Below are 17,107 nucleotides of genomic sequence, written 5' to 3'. Positions count from 1 at the left end.
TCGACTGCATCGTGGGCGGCGATGAATTGCTCGCCGACCAGTGGCTGATCGCAAGCCTCAAGCTGCCAAGCGACGCTCCTCGTCCTCGGCTTCGTTCCCCGGCTCTCCAACCGCTTTGGTCAGGAAGAGGTCAAGCGCAGCTCGACGAGAATCACGATCCAATGCGTAGGCCGTCTGTTTGAATTCGATCCCCTCGAGTAGCCCTTGGATGTAACCGGAGATCGTGTCGGCGGCCATGATGAGCGCAGTGTCGAGCGTGTGAATGTATTTGCTCGTCACCGAGCCCTTGGAGTGGCCGACGAGCGCCGCGATGGTCACCTCGGTGAAACCGAGATCGTTGGCGATGCTGGCAAAGCTGTGACGCAGGACATGCGGGGTGACGCCGGCGAGCGGACTGTCGCTGAAAATCTGTTCCCAATGGTTCGGGAAGCTGCCGAACGCATGGTCCTCGCCCTGACCTGGGAAGACATAGGTGCCCGCTGCGGTCTTGCGCCGTTCCTCCAGATACTCGACGACGGGCAATCCGATTGGACGAATGGACTCACCTTCCTTGCTGTCCACCAGGCGCATGCAGCTCGCGTCGGTGTCAGCTTCGATCCACATTAGCGAGATCATTTCCGAGCGGCGGCAGCCGGTGAGCGCGATCTGCCGGATGATGTCCACGGTCATGGCGTATTTTTCGTTCGCCGCGGCATCGCGAAGCATTTGCCCGAGGGTGCGATACTCCGCCTCGGTCAGCCTACGATTCCGAACATTGTCCTTGGGCTTCTTGATGCCGTGCGCCGGATTGACCTCTATAATCCCAGCATCGACAGCGTAGGTGAGGATTCCGCCCAATAGGCCGACGGTGCGCGTGGCGGTGCCCGCGCCACCACGAACAATGGCCTTTCCTCGCAGCTTTTTCGTCTTGACGGCGACGCGCGTCTTGCCGGCCATGATGTCCTTCAAGACCTTGTTGATGTCGGCCTTGGTGAGATCCTTGACCCGGCGCGCGCCGATCAGCGGGATGATGTGCCGCTCGATACGGCCAGTGTCGGTGACGATGGTGGTGGGCTTTTTCGGTCGCCCGCCCTTACCCAGAATGAGGCCCGCGTTCAGATCAGCGGTATAGAGGGCGCAAAGCTCCTTGACCGTGATGGCCTTGTGATCGAGCTGACGTTCTTCGGAAGGGTTGTCGCCGCGCGCGACGCGCCCGAGTTGGACCTTCGCTTCTTGCCGGGCTGTCTCCGGCGTCCACACGCCATGCAGGCCGATGGTGTAGCGTCGCGTGCGTCCAACAGCGCGATATTGGATGAGGTAGCTGCGCTTGCCGGAGGCGAACACGCGGAGGCCGAAACCGGGCAGTTCGTCGTCCCAGATAAAATAGTCCTTCTCGCGAACATCGGCAGCGTCCACGATCCGCTTGGTCAGCTTTGCCATGAGGTGTTCCCCTCGCTAGTGAGGGGCTGCTTCCGCGGAAGCACCACGGAAGCAACCGGATGGATATCGGAGCGAAATTCTGGATAGACAGTTCGGCGCGGAAATACGAATTGTCTAGTATCTTCAGTTACATATCGCATTGTAGCGTGCCCTGTCGTGCATTTAGGATAGGCAGGCTAAATTGCTCCGAAGGCAAAGGTCACACGTTCGAATCGTGTCGGGTGCGCCACTTCCGTACGAAACTGCGAACGTTTGGACCGGCACTTTGCTCCCCCGCAATTGCCTGTTCCAAGGTGGCCTGGTCACCAACGATGCGGATTGCATGGTCATCGACCTCGATTCTGTCCACGACCGATTTGATGTAGGCCTTCCGGAATGCGATCGGTCCTGACGCGATATTTTCCCGCATAATCTGGCCGAAACGCTCAATCGTTTGAGCATCAAAATTGGTCAATTTGGGCCTGAGCTTGATGCGGTCGAGTGCTTCTTTGGCCCGGTCGCGGTCGGACTTCAGGCTGGCGATCCGGCCCTTGAGGATGTCATCCAGATCGGTCAGACCGTCTTCGACCATCGTGTAGAGTCGCTTCAGTTTGTCTTCCGCGGTCCTGGCTTCGGTTTGAAGGTCGGATAACCGGCGGTCGAGCTCTGTGGCCTTCTCAGATCGGCGCTCGGTCAATTTGCCAAGAATGATATTCAAGCGCTCAGGCTGGAACAGCTTTGCGATCAGATTGTCGGTGACGAGCGTATCAAGTTTATCCATGGGGATGGACCGGCCTTTGCAGGCCGTCTTACCCTGGCGAGCACAGGTCGAGCAGGTGTAATATTTATGCACTTTACCGCTTGATGAAGTCCCGGTCCTTAGCGTCATGCCGCCGTTACAGCTGGCGCAGGTAGCCACCCCAGTGAGCAGGATTGGGCCGGTCACGACCCGCGGCGCCGTGGTTCTCGGATTACGCAACTTCAGGCTTGCTCCGACGGCCTCGAATTCAGTTCGCGAGATGATCGCCGGCACCGTGATTGCAACGTGTTCGTTAGCCGGCTTCTGCTTGAGTGTACGCGAATCGCGTACGTTGAAGACAGAGTCTCCGATGTACACGGTGTTGGTGAGAATGCCGTGAATGGTCGCGACGCCAAAACGAGCGCCCAGCCGGGTACGATAACCGCGCTCGTTGAGCCAGTTCGTCACCTTCTTGACGCCGAGCGGACCGGAGGTGCCGTCGCCCTCGCGATACAACCGGAAGATCAGGCGGACGGTCTCGGCCTCGACGGGGTCGACGGCCAGCTTCTTCTTGATGCGGATACCGCGCTTTTCAACTTCGACCGCCTTGTAACCGAGCGGAACAGGCGATCCGTTGTAAAAGCCTTGATTCGCATTTTCGATCATTGCTTTGCGGACGTGCTTGCCGTTTTCGCGCGACTGGTATTCGTCGAAGAGTCCAATGATCTGGCGCATCATGACCTGCGAAGGATCTTCTCCGAGTTCCTGGGTGATGGAAATCAGGCGCACGCCTACCTTCGCGAGCTTGCGAATGTACATTTCCATGCCGAAGCCATCGCGGAAAAAGCGATTGAACGAATAGACCAGCACCACATCGAACGGGCGATCGTCGTCGCAGGCACGCTCGATCATCTTTTGGAATTCGGGGCGTTGATCGTCAGTCGCCGTAGCGCCAGGCTCGACGAACTCCGTGGCCATTGTCCATCCCTTGCGTTCGCAAAAGCTGCGGGTCGCCTGTCGCTGGCTTGGGATAGACAGATTTGCGTCCGACTGCCGCCCGGTCGAAACGCGATAATACCCACATGCGCGCAGTCCGGGCTCTGTGGCATCGGCAAGATCGGTTGCGGAATTTTTGCGGCTACGAGGAGTTTTCATTTGGCACCTATTTTGGTCGCGTCAATTTCGCAATTGATTGAGTCGAATAAAAGCCTGCGCTGATCGAAGTCTTGGCCCATGCTTAACCGAACATGAGATTGAAGCTGACTACCTCATCGAAAGGATCTGCCGGCGTCGGATATGACGCCGGCAGAAATGCTACTACAGGAACGTCCTGAGGTGGAGTGTGCGTTGGTGCCCGTGGAAGATTTCCAGCCATGGGCTTTCGTCCACATACCCGATCAAGTGGGTCGGGTACTCGGCGTCGAGACCAAACACGACGCGGTTGGCTTCCAACGCTGAGCGCACCTGATCCCAGGAGCTACCCTCGTTGTCGATGACGACATCGACCTTGAGAGCATTGATGAGGCTGAGAACTGGCACCTTTACGGTCCAGCCGTACCGTCCCGCCAGCAAACCGTCCTCGCGCTTACGCAGAGCGTTAAGCGTGAAGATCTTTGCCAGGTAGGAGCTACGGGCCAGTAGAAAAAGCGCGGTTTCTGAAGTCATGGGATGTTCCCTTGTCTGAGAGTTGGTGAAGGCGAGAGAGCGTGTGTCTAGGACGGCGGCCCCCTCGCTCGCGGTCGCCGAGCGTTACTGAGCAAAGCGTCCAGTGCGTCGCCGAGGTAGAGTTCGAGAATCTCGAGTTCGCGGTCATTCACTGCGACGGGTGCCAACCACGTCGATGAGACCGTCAACGTGTCCGGTTCGTTGCCCCGCTTTCCGACGTTAGGTTGCTCAGCAGCTTTCTGTGATGTTTGGGTGCTCGTTCTCGAGCTCTTCCGATGATCTGACATGACGGCCTCCATTGATGAGGCGCCATTGAACTGCTGAATTCCCTCGATCACTTTGGAAGCCAAAGTGATCGACTGATTGCTGCACTTTGGCTTCCAAAGTTACTCTGCGCTTCTCGAAAGAAAATCGGCCTCCACGCATGGAGGCCACAATGGTTGCAAGCATCGGAAAAGGGACCGTCGCTCAGTATTATCTGCGGCGAACCGAATACTATGTTTCCGGAAAGGAGCCGGCGGGCGTCTGGCTCTGTAATTCAACTGCGCTTGGTATAAGCATGGGCCAAACAGTTCAGGCGGACCTGTTCGAAAAGCTGCACGCCGGTGTCGGACCGGACGGGCGCAATCTCATCATCAATGACGGTGGAAAGGAGAGAGTGCCGGGCTTTGATTTGACGCTAAGCGCGCCGAAGTCCGTCAGTATTGCGTTCGCTCTGGCAGATCCCGAAATGCGTGCTGCAATCGAGCAGGTGCAGATGGATGCGTGCGAGGCCGTCGTGGCCATGCTCAACCGTGAAGCGGCCTTTACGAGAAGGGGAAAGGACGGCGTGATCATCGAAAAGACGTCGTTGATCGTTGCCGCTTTTCAGCACGCGGAAGCGCGCCCAGCCCTCCACATCGATGGGCAGGTCACGGCCGATATGGATCTTCATACGCATCTCTGCATTGCCAATTTAGGTATAAAATCATCATTGGAAGGCGATGCGAGTCAGTCGGCACGTATGCAAAGTTACGGAGCCTTAGATGCCAGGCCGCTTTTCAAAGCCAAAATGCTGGCCGGAAGCGTGTTCCACCTGGCCTTATCGACCGGACTTAACAACTTGGGATTTCAGACGGAGGTCACCGGGAAAAACGGAATGTTTGAGTTGGTCACGCCGACAGGTCCAGTGGTGAGCGAAGTCACGAAGCGCTATTTCTCCTCGCGCAGAAATCAATTGGAGGAGCGCCTGGCAGAATATGATCTGGTGACTGGCGAGGCCCAGCAGCTGGCGTCCGCTGTCGTCAAGGCGACGCGTTTATCGAAGTCTCAAGATGACCGAGATCGTTTCGAAATCTGGCGAGAGCAGGCACGGGAGCAAGGCATCGATGTCGAGCAGTTCATCGACAATGCCCTGACAGATCGTATTCTATCCAATCATGATCGAGAGATCTTGATCACTCAGCGATTGGCAGAGATCCCCTCGCGCTTGACCGAAGACGAGTCGGTATTCGAACGGCGTCACCTTCTAGCGGCTGTTGCGAGCAGCCTCGTCGGAACCGGAGCCAATCCTGATCGGATTGATCTGGAAGTTGATCGGTTGATCAACGCCGGTCATGTCGTGCAGCTCGCGCAAGACATCCATGGACACGGCTTATTTTCGACCCCAGAAATGATCGCGATCGAGAAAAACCTCCTTAAAACCGCTCGAGTGCTCGCCCGGCGGTGGTGGGCTGAGCTTGATCCGACGTTGATCGAAGATAAGTGTGATCGGCGCGGTATGTCGGAAGAACAGCGGCATGCAGCTGTGGCAGCGACAAGCGGTGGATCTCTTGTCATCATAGAAGGTGCGGCAGGGTCAGGAAAGACAACCACGCTTAAGGTCGTAGTCGATGGCTATCTGTCTGCTGGAAAAATAGTGAAAGGCGCGGCCATCGCGCATCGAACAGCAGCAATGTTGCGTTCAGAGTTGAGCATCGATGCCACGGCGATAGATCGCCTGTTGATGCAAATTAAATCGGGCCAGCATATTCTTGATCGCAACACAGTCCTTCTGGTTGACGAGTGCGGCCAGGTCGGCTCGAAAACGATGAACGAGCTGACTGAAGCGGTTGCCAAGTCTGGGGCGAAGCTTGTCCTAATAGGCGACAGAGCTCAATTGCAACCTATAAGTGCAGGTCCGGCACTTAAGATTCTTTCCTCGATCGTTCAACCCTCCCGGGTCGACAAAATTGTGCGACAGCACGAGAAATGGGCTCAGGATGCTGCTCGTGCGTTTTCAAAAGGTGATGCCGCGGCGGGACTTGAGGCCTACCGCGAAAATGGCTTGCTGCGGGGGCGCGTGGGTGCACGAGCTACGATCCAATCGGCCGTCGACTGCTATGTGGAATCGCAGGCTCTCGCACCAGACAAAAATCATCTGCTAATTGCCAAATCCAACAAAACAGTCCGGGCGCTCAATGCCGAAATCCGATCCCGGATGCGGAGCGATGGCGTTCTCATTGGACCTGATCATACTATTACGGCCGGGGATGCTTCAGGAACCAGTTATCGACTGCACCTTGCCATTGGTGACAAGATCCGCTTCGGCATTCGCCAGGACAAGATCGGTCGTGGTGTCATCAACGGTACCGTCGGTCGCATCGAAGGGATCGATCAGCTCGACGGCCAGCATGTTCTTGTGCGCGCCATTGTCGACGGCGAGCAGGTCGAATTTTCAACGGAAGCGCTTATAGACGGCAGCGGCCGTGTCAGGCTGAATCACGATCTGGCTGTGACAGCATACAGTTCGCAAGGTCTCACCGCTGAAACGGCCACCGTGGTGCTGGGCACTGAATACGATCGACACGATACCTATGTTGCCCTTTCACGCGCGCGTGGCGATACGACGATCTTCTTTGACCAGTCTTTGCTGGCCGCACAGACGAAGACTGAGCAAGAGCTCCGCTTAAAACAGAAAGAGTTGAGTGATTCTGCCGAGATGGCCCATCTCGCCGCCAGGATTTCGCGCGCCAATTTGAAGACCTCGACGCTGGCTCTCGTTGCCGACCAAGATCGATACCGTGATCAAGAACGCGCACGCGAGCGGAACGGGCTCTTACTATGAAGTTACGTCACACGGCCCCGCATGGAGAGATACCGAGGCTTGCGGGGCCCGACTCCGGATCGGCCGCCCGGCTCTTGCGTCGGGCGGCATCGCTTTCTTCCGGGCACGACGGTTTCGGAACGTGGGCAATCGCTGGGTAGCTGAGGGCATATCTAGCTGCCCGTAGATCGAGGATCTAAATCTAGTCGGGCAGACGTGATCGAGTTGAGAAGGACACTGCTCGAATTTTCGCGGCTTTGATGTGCTGAGATAAAGCGAAACCGGCGCCGAGATTGTCTCAATGATCGCATGACAAAATCGCGCACAGGTAGGCAGGTTATCGACGGACTCAAAGGCGGTCTGTTGGCGAACAGTTATATCCGGATTGCCGATCCGTCACGCGCCACTGTCACCCGCGACCTGCGCGACATCTTCGAGAATGGTGTAGCTCACCAAGACTGTGCGCTGCACTTTACGCGATACTTCTTTTCGCTGCTCGCCGAAGTGCAATTATAATGATTTTTCTTGCGAACAAGCTACCCGCCGAACAGCGCTTTGAGCCACCGCCAGACGCGGCTGAAGATACCGCGCTTCGCATACATGGCATCATAGTGTGCCTTTCGCTTGGCCTGTTCAGCGCGGCGTCCAGCCATGATTTGTTCAGGCGTCCAGGTGCCGCACCAGATAACCTCGCCGCCATCGATGATGTAGTGAGATTTGCAGGCTTGCTGCCAGTTACCGACCGAGGGCCATAAGCTCGGGCCGGCGGTGCTATCGGTGAAGGCCCATTCGGTCGCACCAAGCGGTGTGCGAATTTTGGCTCCGCAGCCGCAGACACAAAGATGGGCAACTGCGCGATATTTTTCAGAAACGTAGAGAATGCCGGGCTCGAGTTGCTTTGGCATAAACTCAACGCGCTGGAGTTTGATCTGATCAAGCTTCATCGATTTCCGATCGCCGGGTAATCTTACAATCACTCAGATCAAACAAGAATTGAAAGTCTGGGTTTGTCTCGACATAGAAGCCCTTGAGCTTCTTATACTTGATCACCGCGAGCGTCGCGTTTAGGGCGTTCAGTTCACCGATCTGGATGTTGACGCGATACTCATCATTGGGGCGGTCCGAAAGTTCAGAAAAACCCTTATCCTTTACAGCCTGAGCATTGGCCGTGTCATAATAAGTCGCGCGCATCATGCCTGCGAGAGGGCCGCGCTTGCGATTGAGGCCCATGCCGACGTCGATGAACGGGATGCCCTTTGCCATCAGCACTTCAAAAATTCCCGCTCGCGAACTTCCTTTGTCGACGCAGACGAACGCAAAGGTCACGTCGTCAAAGTCGTGAGCGCAGGATGCATCGATGAACTTCGCCTTCAGAGTTAGTCCGTGGCGGAAATTCTCATACCGGGCCTGATAGACATCTGCTTTTGAGCGTTTGAACTCGCCGCCCTCGAAGCGGCCAGGGGAGCGGAATGCGTTGTGAACATGGAATGGGTCAAGATCGAAACCGCGAACTTCTTTGACGGGTGTCTTGACCATGAAATCAAGGATGTAGGCGCCTGTCCCACCGAGCCCGATGATGGCAATGACTTCGTCTTTGAACTTGGCCGACAGCGCTGTGATTTCGGCCCGGCTGGTCATTGTATCATGAATTTTGAACACGGACGCGTCCGCGATCGCTTCAACCGAGCGGTAAGTCAACCAGTTGCTGCCAAACTTGGCACGGGCTGGACCTGAGATGATACCGACATAGCTTTCGATCTTATCGAAGAAGTTGTCGAACCCTACTAGTTGACCGTCGATACGGGGCTTGTTCGAGAATTGTCGCTGGACCGCCACGTCGGCGGCGGCCTCGCTGAGGCTCAAGGTCGTCGGACGGTCGCTTAAGTTGACGACCGCCGTACCGTCTGTGTTGTACGGGCTGGAGCCCGCGAAGAAGATCTGATGGTCGTCTTGAATCACGTGATCCTGATCCGCGGCCACGAGTTTGGTCACGATTGCGCCCCAGCTCTCATTGCCCTGCGCGTCGAGATAAGGGATATCGCGAACAATCATGTAGTTGCTGTCGAACCCGACCGCATATCCCTTATCGACCAAACGCTTGATGTCTTCGTTATGACTGACCAGTTTCTGAAACACTGAAGATCATCCCGTCTTTGACTTTGACCGACTCGCCCTTGGCTAGATCGCCTTCCGGACGGTTATGAGGGCCGTTGGTGAAATTGACCGAGTAAGTGATGTCGGGGTGGTGCGCGTAGTCCGGGACTTCTAGCGTCACGACTTCGGCGTAACTGATCTTTTTCTTATCCCATCCATGCGGGGTACCTTCGACGATGATGGTCACAGTCGTCTTGGCATGGCGGGTCTTTAGTTTTTCGACGCCATCAGCCGCCAGTCGGATGTCATCATCGTCACCGATCACCTTGTCCGGCTCGTCCTCGCGTTCCAGCAGAACTTCGATGTCGTCCTCGTTCTTGTTGACCAGCGTCTTCACAGCTTTGCCGCTAATCGCCTTCTTCGGCCAGACCATACTCAGGCCATCGACGATGAACGTATAAGTGGAACCGCTGCGAATGACGAAGAAGCGGACGGACTTTTCCAAATCTGCAAGCTCAGTCGGCCGCAGAGCCTCTAGTTCCAAGCTTTCAAGTTGCTGGATGACGACGAAGTCGCTGATGGGATGTGCGCCAAAAGCTTCGCCGATCTGCGCTCCGGTGACCTTGCGGTCATCAAATGGGAAGCTGCTGAAGTCGAATGACTCGTCGGCGATCAGCGCGGCGAAATGATCAGGGCGATGACCAGTGGACAGTTCAAGCTCGTCGGTATTGCTCATGATGAAATCTCCGGTGTCCTAATGCTTATTATCGCGGGGCGGGTACGGATCGTGGCCGGGTGCGACGGTGTCCGAGTCGCGCCACTTGCCGTCGCGTCCCTGAATGCGGACTTCGCCGCCACCGAGACCGCGAACGGTAGATTTGGCCTGCTGTTCGGCGCGGCTCTGTTTGTGGTGGATGCTTTCCGGCGCGCTTACACCGGCCTTCTTCACCGCCCAGTCGTCGCCATGCCGGACGACAAATCGATCATTCTTAGACATTTCACTGACCTCCTGTTCCGGCTTGCGCCTTGCGATTTCGCCATGGCAGTATTGTCGTTACCGCCATTACATTGACTCGAAATGGCGGAAACGTCAAGTCGTACATATCGAAAGCGCCATGAACGAGAAGCAACCCATTGATATCTTTCAACAACGTCTCAAGTCCGCCCGGACGCTTCGGGGGCTAAACCAGGCGGAATTAGCCGTCAAAGCCGGTCTGCCAGCCGCATCCGTGTCTCATTTCGAGTCGGGCCCCCGAAAGCCGTCGTTCGACAATCTCAAAGCACTGGCATCGGCTCTAGACGTCACCACCGACTATCTGCTCGGGCGATCGGACACGCCGGAGGCGTCCGCAGAAACGATCGGGCGTCTGCACCGCGATCTAGGCAAGTTGACCGAACAAGATTTGAAGCTGGCGACGGATTTCCTCGACCTGCTGGTTCAGAGGAAAACGAAAGGAAGCGAATGACAACAAAGCCTCACGTTGCACGCCGGTCGCTCGCCGAAGCTGCCGCAAATGCGTTGCTGCGACAGATGAAGGTTGAGAAGCTGTGGGTTGATCCCGAGGCAATTGCCGCGAGCAAGGGCATTGTGGTGCGGGCCAAGCCCGATACGGCGGAGGGTGTGTCGGGCATGCTGATCAAGCACGGGGACAATTTCGGCATTCTTTATGCGACCCACATTCCCAGCCGTGGTTTCCAGCGCTTCAGCATCAGCCATGAACTTGGGCATTACTTCATTGAAGGCCATCCCGAAGCGCTCCTGACAACCGGCGTACATGAATCGCGCGCCGGGTTTGTATCCGGCGATCCATACGAGCAGGAAGCTGATGTTTTCGCCGCGGCGTTACTGATGCCTGAATTGCCCTTCAAAAAGGCCATCGCTGACCACTCTGCGGGTATGGACTGCGTGGAAGCGCTTCGTACCGCGTGTGAGACGTCGATGACTGCGACGGCAATCCGCTATAGCGCCTTGACGGCCGACGGAATCGCCGTGATCTCTAGTCAGGGCGACGCCATCGATTGGTGTTTTATGTCTGACGGCATCAAGCAAGTGAAAGGTCTTCGTTACTTGAAGAAAGGGACCGCTGTTCCGAACGGTACGCTGACAGCAAGTTTTAATGCCGAACCTGACAATGTCCGCGCGGGACGACGTGATGCAGGCGATGCTCGATTGCAGGACTGGCTAGGCGGCGACCGAAGCTATCGCGTGGTCGAGGAGGTTGTTGGCCTTGGTGAATATGGTCGTACGCTTACGATCTTGACCTGCCGCGCGTTGTCCTTACGCTCGGAGGTCGACGACACCGACGATGACGAAGACGAGTTGGTCCAGAGTTGGACCCCAAAGTTTCGTCGGTAAGCTGCGATGTTCCTCATGGCGATCGCGAACGATAACAACCCACGAGGATAGTACCTGTTGGTGTTGGGAAGCTGCGATGCCGCCATTTTTGCTCTATCAGATGCGGGAAACACTCCGTATTGCCCCTGCCGCGACGGCTCTTATCTGATCGCAACCTGAGCCTGCGATTCAGTGCTAATGTCCACCGCAGCCATGTTATAGGAAAGCCATAGGGTAAGTCCGTTGGCTTTGACCGCGTCACAACGACGACGGGATGTGGCTGGTCTTGCAGACGTCCGACGAGCGCGACAACTGGCTTTGCAAAAGCGTCGTGCTCCGCATAAAGCCCTCCAAAAGAGACGTGTCCTTAAAATTCATTCTCAAATTCAGCAGCTTAATGACAACGTATCTTGCACTTTGGGTTCCAAAGAGCATGTCCTGATCTCGTGAGAAGCTTCCAATCGAAGTTGGCGATCTCGTCAACTCGTTAGAGGAGCTTACCATGACTACCATTCATCCGGCGAAACCGCCAATCCTCGCTATCACCGCGGCCAAGAAGGGCGGCGTCGGAAAGACCCACCTTATGGCGACCGTCGCCGACCTGTTGGCAGTGAACGGCTACCCGTTCACCGCATTCCAGGCCGACGATAAGAAGAGGCTCGCCACGCTGATCGGTGCAAAGGTGATTGACCTGCGCCCCAATCCTGATCTCGTCATGCACGATCCGGCACTTGTCCGGAAATCGTTCACGCCGCTCTACACCGCCGCGAGCAAGGCGATTGCCAGCGGCCAGAGTGTGCTGTTCGATATCGGCGCGGACGAAGTCGAGAATGCTGCCAACTTTCTCCGGGAAGTCGATATCGACGAGGACTTGGTAAGCTGGAAGTTGCCCGCCTTCGTTTTCGTGTTGGTGCAGGCGGAGACCGACGCGATTGCATCGGCTGCCGAAACCATCCGGCGGTTCCGCGAGGCGATGCCAAGCGCGCGGCTTGTATTGGTCGAGAATCTGATCGACCGAGGTCCGCTTGATGGCTTGCGCAATAACGGTCCGGCTCGTCAGCAGTTCGAGAGGGAGCTGAAGCCACTCCTTACCGGCGTGGAGCGGATCAAGATGCCGGCTATCCTCGCAGACTTTTGGGAGCCGTATGAGAATGCAGGGCTGCGATTCTTGAAGGCGCTCGCGATGGAGCCGCAGGACGCCGCAAAGCGACTCGGCATGGAAGTGGGCGACGTCAAGATCGCCCGGCGCGCCGTCGCGGTGTTTTTCCGCGACATGCATCAGAGCCTCTCGCAGCTCATCTACCTGCCGAAGGGAGGCGCATAATGAGCAAGCGTCCGCAAGAACAGAAGCCTGCTGACAAGCAGGCTTCTATCCCTGCCATGAGCAAGATTGAGGCTGAGCGTAAAAGCGCTATCGGCGTTCAGGTTCGCTTGGCTGTCGAGGAAGTCTTGACGAAAGGCCGCTCGGTCAGCGGTACACAGCTCCAGAAGTGGGGACCGGACGGCACCGGATATTTCTTCCGCGTGCTCAGGCGGCGCATCGCAAAGGAAATGTCAGAGCTGCCGCAAGCTGGGGCAGCCGCGCCTGCATTGAAGTCGGTCAAGGCGCGTCCCAGCAACGGGGCAAATAAGCCGACGCCGCAAAAAGCGGATGCAACCGTAGGCAAGTCAAACATGCTCCCGGTCTCGACAGACCGGAACTGGACCGATCGGCAGCACAATCGTCGATCGATTCGCACCCACGCCGTCAGACTGGGCCTAATCACCACCGTGCCTCTCTTCGTCGGCGCCGCCGTCATCATGCGTCAGTGGGACACGCTGACGCAGCTTTTCCTGCAATTCATTCAGAACTGGAAATAGAAATGGCTATCCTTCCCAAACTTAAGCCAGGCCTGGACCTGTATCGCTCGAACGATGAGGCAATCTATGTGGGCTCTATCGTGTTCGTACTTTCGAGCATTCCCCTGATTGCATTGTTCATCACGCTGCCGAGCGCGAACGAGCCGATCACCTTGTTCACCTGGAGCGCCCACCTGATGCAGCTCCTCGATACCCGTCACTGGGGCTTTCTTCTCGCCGATGGGTGGCGCCGAGCGACGGCAGCCGTCGTGATTGCACTGGCCTCGGCGTATCTTGCATACCTAACTGCGCGGGACGAAGCTCCATTGATCGAGCCGTTCTTGACGCCCGACAAAACCGACCCGCGCATCTATTACGATGATGACGCACGCCAAAAGTTGCAGCGCCAGTTCCGGAAAGAGGTCGGGTACTTCGCACGTGAAGGCATCTGGCTTGCGCCGCAACTCAACCTGCCGTTCGAGCTTGAGAGCCGATATATCATGATTTTCGGTGCTTCGGGTCATGGAAAGTCGAATCTCGTCCGCGCTTATGCAACGCAGATGGCGGAGCGTGGAGACCTCTTGATGACCCACTGCAATAAGGGAGACGTCACGCAATCGTTCGATCTGGCTTCGACCGTTCTAATTTCTCCCGCACATCGTGACGGCTGGGCCTGGGACATCGCTGCCGACATTGACGGCCCCGCCGCAGCGGCTGATTTCGCGACCGACGTTATTCCCGCATCAGAGCAGAGTTTCTGGTCGGATACTGCTCGGCTCATTTTGACCGACATCATTTCCACAATCGCTGACGAAATGGGGACTGAGTGGGGAGCGCGAGACTTGCTCAACGTGGTCCTGTCAAATCCCAACGATCTGCGGCAGCGCATCGAAGCGCTTGATTTGAGTGCAAGTCCGCTGCTGCAGAGTGGTGACGAAGATGGCGAGAGCAAAACGGTCATGAGCATTATGGCCACACTCTTGAGTGCAGCCATGACGAGCTTGCGTCCGATGGCCTACGCCTGGTCGACCGTTCAGCCATCAAAACGCTTTTCGATAAAGGCTTGGTTGTCGAAAGATTACACTGGTCCGAAAATTGTCGTCATCCAGACCTCACCGAACTTCGAACTGATGTCTACCGTTGTCTGTGGCGGCATCTTGCGGCGGACCTGCAAGGAGCTATCGGATGCATCGGTGAAAATCGACATGTCTCGCCGGGTCAGTATTATTCTGGACGAATTCTACTCCTTAGGCAAGATTGACGGCTTCGCACGCACGCTGTCCGTCGCACGCGAAAAAGGACTTGCGTGCATTGTGGCACTTCAGTCTGAGAGTCAGCTAAAGCCTTATGGAGATGACGCCGAGCTCTTGCTCGACCTCTTTCAGATGAAAATCTTTGGCCGTCTCACCGCCGGTGCCAGCGCCGAGTGGGCGGAGAAGATGATCGGATACCGAGACATCAGATGGTTGGCTCCGAATAACTATCCCGCTGACGACGATAAGCGATTGTTCATCAGCCAGACGGACACCAAGCCAGTGGTCAGCGCGACACGATTTGCTGGCGAGCTTGGCGTGTTCGGGGAGAGCGAAGATAAGCGTTTCGTACGCGCTATCGTGCAATACGCGGGCCACGCCTATTGCTTCGATTGGCCTCTCACGACGTGGACGATCCGCGGCGAGGGATTTGTGCCGTCAGCGTGGACGAAATTTGCCCGTCCCACACCGCGGGCGGCGCCTTGAGCAGAAGGCGGAGATAGCGCCGGCTAATTCCCGTCGCTATCTGCAAGTTTCTGAAAGAGCTGCAAGGCCTCACTGAGCACAAAAATGGACTTCTAGCGTCTATGGCTCAGCCTTAGGAGGTGCGGAAAAGCCACGAGGTGAACGAACAATTCGAGCCTTCTCTTTCCAATATTCTGCTTGGTTCGATGGAAAGCAAAGCATCGGCCCGCGAAGCTCAAGGCGCGTGCGCGTTCGTCGTTGCAAGCGCGGCTCCTGCAATGTCTGTAGCGTTAGCCATGCATAAGTCACGGTGATCGGCGTCGGTTCGTTAAAGCCACGACGGTCGTATGACGGCAATCGACCTGCCATATGCTGGATCGGCGGAAGAAAGCTCTCTGCGATTTCAACAAGCGCACGCCATATTTCTTCAGAAAACTGGCCAAGCAAGCAATTGTTGCCGGCCTGTATGGCTCTCCAAGATTGACGAATGCAGCGCGCCATCGTTGCGTCGAGGGTCCCCTCGCCGGTCCGCTTTAGAGAGCCAATCCAGTAAGCCAGAACAACCGTGTGCAAACCGGCCTCAAAGAATGCCAATTCATCATCCGTGTCGGGACATTCGATCGCCGAGCCATTTAGAGCCGCGACTACGCGGTCATCCAAGCTGGCTTCATAGACAAAGCCTGCCGGGGCCTGATCTGTCGCGTGTTCGATGTTCAATAGAGCGGCTTCCGTGGCCGCATCGATTTGCTCCTGCCAGTTTTTGGCTTTGCCGATCTTGCGAGGCAATTGATCGACACCGGTGACACTGCTGTGAAGCTCAGCTTCAGCGCGAATTTGCGTTGTCCCGACATCCCAGGATCGGCGTGCACGAGATATCCAGCAAATCTTGCGTTGAGCGACGATGACTTGACTAAACCAAGTCAGAATCGCTGCGTTCATCGCCTTGTTTGCCTCCGCACCGGCCGCGCCCCCGTCGCCAAAAAGCTCTTGGGAGTGAGACATCTCAAACGCCACCTGAGCCGAGGTGGCACCGGCTCGGTTGTGATATATCAATCTACGCGTCTTCAATCGACTGCCGAGGTCGACCGCCGTCCCAGGTGTCGCTTCATATGCGAGATGAACAGTATAATTCACGGGAACGCCGGTACCTAACATCAACTGTTCGTGCATCACGAGTGGAAGAATTGACGGGCGATCTTCATTCTCGTCGTCGGTCGCAAGGCGCCGCGCGACGATCTCGGTCCGTTTTCCGAAAACGGGAGCCATTATATCAAGGACCTGCTCGTCTCGCTCCTCTTTCAATCTTGATAGGGCAAAACCTAAGCTGCGTCCTTGCTCTTGCAACATCAGGCTCCAAAAGAACCCATTGGTCTGCAAGGCTGCAATATTCCTCGCAACAACAAGTAGGTCGTTGCGTCTACCATGGCCCTCACTTCTTCCCTCCACGTCTGTGACGTGGCCGCGCTCAATAAAAAGCTCTTCCATATACGCGTGCGGCGAGATGCTAAAATCTGAAAGATCTTTCGGGTCGAGAGCTCGCAGTTTCACTTTGCGCTCAGGATGTTGCGCGCGAGCCTGAGCAAGCAATCTCCGCCGTTCGGCCGCAGTCCGAAATCGGGCAGGATCGTAGAACAGCTGAATGGTATAATACCGGTTTGACGGATAGAGATCACCCTCATCTACACCTTCAAAATCTTCAATGGCCTCATGCCCGTAAAGACGCGAGAAATACTCATTCCGCTGAGCCCGTGACTCTTCGGTGACTCGTTTCAACTCAGCGAATGTCATTCTTTTATTTCCCTTTTAACGATTTTGTTGAGGCGTGAGAGCGCAGCTTCGATCTCGGTGTTTGAGACGTCCTGGGGTTCGCTCTTCGGCCGCTCTGCGCTGGGCAGTAAACGATGTTCCTGAACGAGCGGCAGAGCCGTTACCAATGGAGGCGCATCATTTGCGGTTTGGGGCGCCAAAGCCCTTGTGGTGCGGCCCTGCTTGTCCCGCGAAGTGGATTTCTTCCGGTCAAGACGAGCAAAGCTAACCCGGAGTTGATCTGAAGAAATCAGGTTGCCGTTGCTCCGACGAGCTCCCGTGCGCACCAAGAGGCCGGCAATCCCACGCCAGGTCAAGCCGAGCTTTCGAAGCTCCGCGAACGCGTCGGCGTGGCGACCAACGACACGGTCGAGCGGTACGTGCTCTCCCGAGACAAGCAAATCTGCAGTGAAACTAGCAGCCCAGGACTTCGGATCAATCGACATGAA

General features: G+C 56.4%; 16 protein-coding genes. 7 read left to right on the top strand and 9 right to left on the bottom strand.

What is annotated here, in order from left to right; genetic code table 11:
• Nucleotides 1-57: 57 nt before the first annotated feature.
• The 3 genes from AC1RLZ_RS10420 to AC1RLZ_RS10410 form a co-directional block, all read right to left on the bottom strand.
• Nucleotides 58-1,419, bottom strand: coding sequence for a tyrosine-type recombinase/integrase (locus AC1RLZ_RS10420; RefSeq protein ID WP_006023603.1), 1,362 nt, complete (start codon nt 1,417-1,419; stop codon nt 58-60).
• A gap of 199 nt (nt 1,420-1,618) precedes the next feature.
• On the bottom strand, nt 1,619-3,292 hold the full coding sequence (locus tag AC1RLZ_RS10415) for a recombinase family protein (protein WP_493188585.1): 1,674 nt from the start codon (nt 3,290-3,292) through the stop codon (nt 1,619-1,621).
• A 162-nt stretch (nt 3,293-3,454) separates the two neighbouring features.
• Nucleotides 3,455-3,802, bottom strand: coding sequence for a hypothetical protein (locus tag AC1RLZ_RS10410; RefSeq protein WP_493188584.1), 348 nt, complete (start codon nt 3,800-3,802; stop codon nt 3,455-3,457).
• Between the two features lie 436 nt (nt 3,803-4,238).
• Between AC1RLZ_RS10410 and mobF the strand changes: the two genes are divergently transcribed.
• Both mobF and AC1RLZ_RS10400 read left to right on the top strand, forming a co-directional pair.
• Nucleotides 4,239-6,887 (top strand): MobF family relaxase, encoded by a 2,649-nt coding sequence (mobF, locus tag AC1RLZ_RS10405; RefSeq protein ID WP_493188583.1) that lies wholly within the window; start codon nt 4,239-4,241, stop codon nt 6,885-6,887.
• 288 nt (nt 6,888-7,175) lie between these two features.
• Nucleotides 7,176-7,382 carry a hypothetical protein gene (locus AC1RLZ_RS10400; protein ID WP_493188582.1) on the top strand — a complete coding sequence of 69 codons (207 nt, stop codon included), beginning with the start codon at nt 7,176-7,178 and terminating at the stop codon, nt 7,380-7,382.
• A 20-nt stretch (nt 7,383-7,402) separates the two neighbouring features.
• Here the strand turns inward: AC1RLZ_RS10400 and AC1RLZ_RS10395 are convergent, their stop codons facing one another.
• Genes AC1RLZ_RS10395 through AC1RLZ_RS10380 form a run of 4 tightly spaced genes read right to left on the bottom strand, consistent with a single transcriptional unit; the run spans nt 7,403 to nt 9,957 of the window.
• On the bottom strand, nt 7,403-7,810 hold the full coding sequence (locus tag AC1RLZ_RS10395) for a ubiquitination-like system serine protease family protein (protein ID WP_493188581.1): 408 nt from the start codon (nt 7,808-7,810) through the stop codon (nt 7,403-7,405).
• Nucleotides 7,800-9,002, bottom strand: coding sequence for a ThiF family adenylyltransferase (locus tag AC1RLZ_RS10390; protein ID WP_493188580.1), 1,203 nt, complete (start codon nt 9,000-9,002; stop codon nt 7,800-7,802). The genes AC1RLZ_RS10395 and AC1RLZ_RS10390 overlap by 11 nt, the downstream gene beginning before the upstream one ends.
• Nucleotides 8,977-9,696, bottom strand: coding sequence for a multiubiquitin domain-containing protein (locus tag AC1RLZ_RS10385; protein WP_493188579.1), 720 nt, complete (start codon nt 9,694-9,696; stop codon nt 8,977-8,979). Before AC1RLZ_RS10385 ends, AC1RLZ_RS10390 begins: the two co-directional genes overlap by 26 nt.
• Before the next feature lie 18 nt (nt 9,697-9,714).
• Complete coding sequence (locus AC1RLZ_RS10380) at nt 9,715-9,957, bottom strand: DUF2188 domain-containing protein (RefSeq protein ID WP_493188578.1); 243 nt, start codon at nt 9,955-9,957, stop codon at nt 9,715-9,717.
• Between the two features lie 118 nt (nt 9,958-10,075).
• Between AC1RLZ_RS10380 and AC1RLZ_RS10375 the strand changes: the two genes are divergently transcribed.
• From AC1RLZ_RS10375 to AC1RLZ_RS10355, 5 genes are all read left to right on the top strand, one after another.
• Nucleotides 10,076-10,426, top strand: coding sequence for a helix-turn-helix domain-containing protein (locus AC1RLZ_RS10375; protein WP_493188577.1), 351 nt, complete (start codon nt 10,076-10,078; stop codon nt 10,424-10,426).
• On the top strand, nt 10,423-11,316 hold the full coding sequence (locus AC1RLZ_RS10370) for an ImmA/IrrE family metallo-endopeptidase (RefSeq protein WP_493188576.1): 894 nt from the start codon (nt 10,423-10,425) through the stop codon (nt 11,314-11,316). The genes AC1RLZ_RS10375 and AC1RLZ_RS10370 overlap by 4 nt, the downstream gene beginning before the upstream one ends.
• A 562-nt stretch (nt 11,317-11,878) precedes the next feature.
• Nucleotides 11,879-12,619 (top strand): hypothetical protein, encoded by a 741-nt coding sequence (locus tag AC1RLZ_RS10365; RefSeq protein ID WP_493188575.1) that lies wholly within the window; start codon nt 11,879-11,881, stop codon nt 12,617-12,619.
• Nucleotides 12,619-13,155 carry a hypothetical protein gene (locus AC1RLZ_RS10360; protein ID WP_493188574.1) on the top strand — a complete coding sequence of 179 codons (537 nt, stop codon included), beginning with the start codon at nt 12,619-12,621 and terminating at the stop codon, nt 13,153-13,155. Before AC1RLZ_RS10365 ends, AC1RLZ_RS10360 begins: the two co-directional genes overlap by 1 nt.
• A 2-nt stretch (nt 13,156-13,157) precedes the next feature.
• Nucleotides 13,158-14,873 carry a type IV secretion system DNA-binding domain-containing protein gene (locus tag AC1RLZ_RS10355; protein ID WP_493188573.1) on the top strand — a complete coding sequence of 572 codons (1,716 nt, stop codon included), beginning with the start codon at nt 13,158-13,160 and terminating at the stop codon, nt 14,871-14,873.
• A gap of 99 nt (nt 14,874-14,972) precedes the next feature.
• On the opposite strand, the gene AC1RLZ_RS10350 is transcribed toward AC1RLZ_RS10355, so the two are convergent.
• Nucleotides 14,973-16,640, bottom strand: coding sequence for a hypothetical protein (locus AC1RLZ_RS10350; RefSeq protein ID WP_493188572.1), 1,668 nt, complete (start codon nt 16,638-16,640; stop codon nt 14,973-14,975).
• Nucleotides 16,637-17,104 (bottom strand): hypothetical protein, encoded by a 468-nt coding sequence (locus AC1RLZ_RS10345; protein WP_493188571.1) that lies wholly within the window; start codon nt 17,102-17,104, stop codon nt 16,637-16,639. Before AC1RLZ_RS10345 ends, AC1RLZ_RS10350 begins: the two co-directional genes overlap by 4 nt.
• Nucleotides 17,105-17,107 lie beyond the last annotated feature (3 nt).

This window comes from Tardiphaga sp. GW822-FHT04G09 (genome assembly GCF_058800725.1).
The sequence above is the reverse complement of the archived record's forward strand: the minus strand, read 5'-3'. Positions and strand labels throughout refer to the sequence as shown.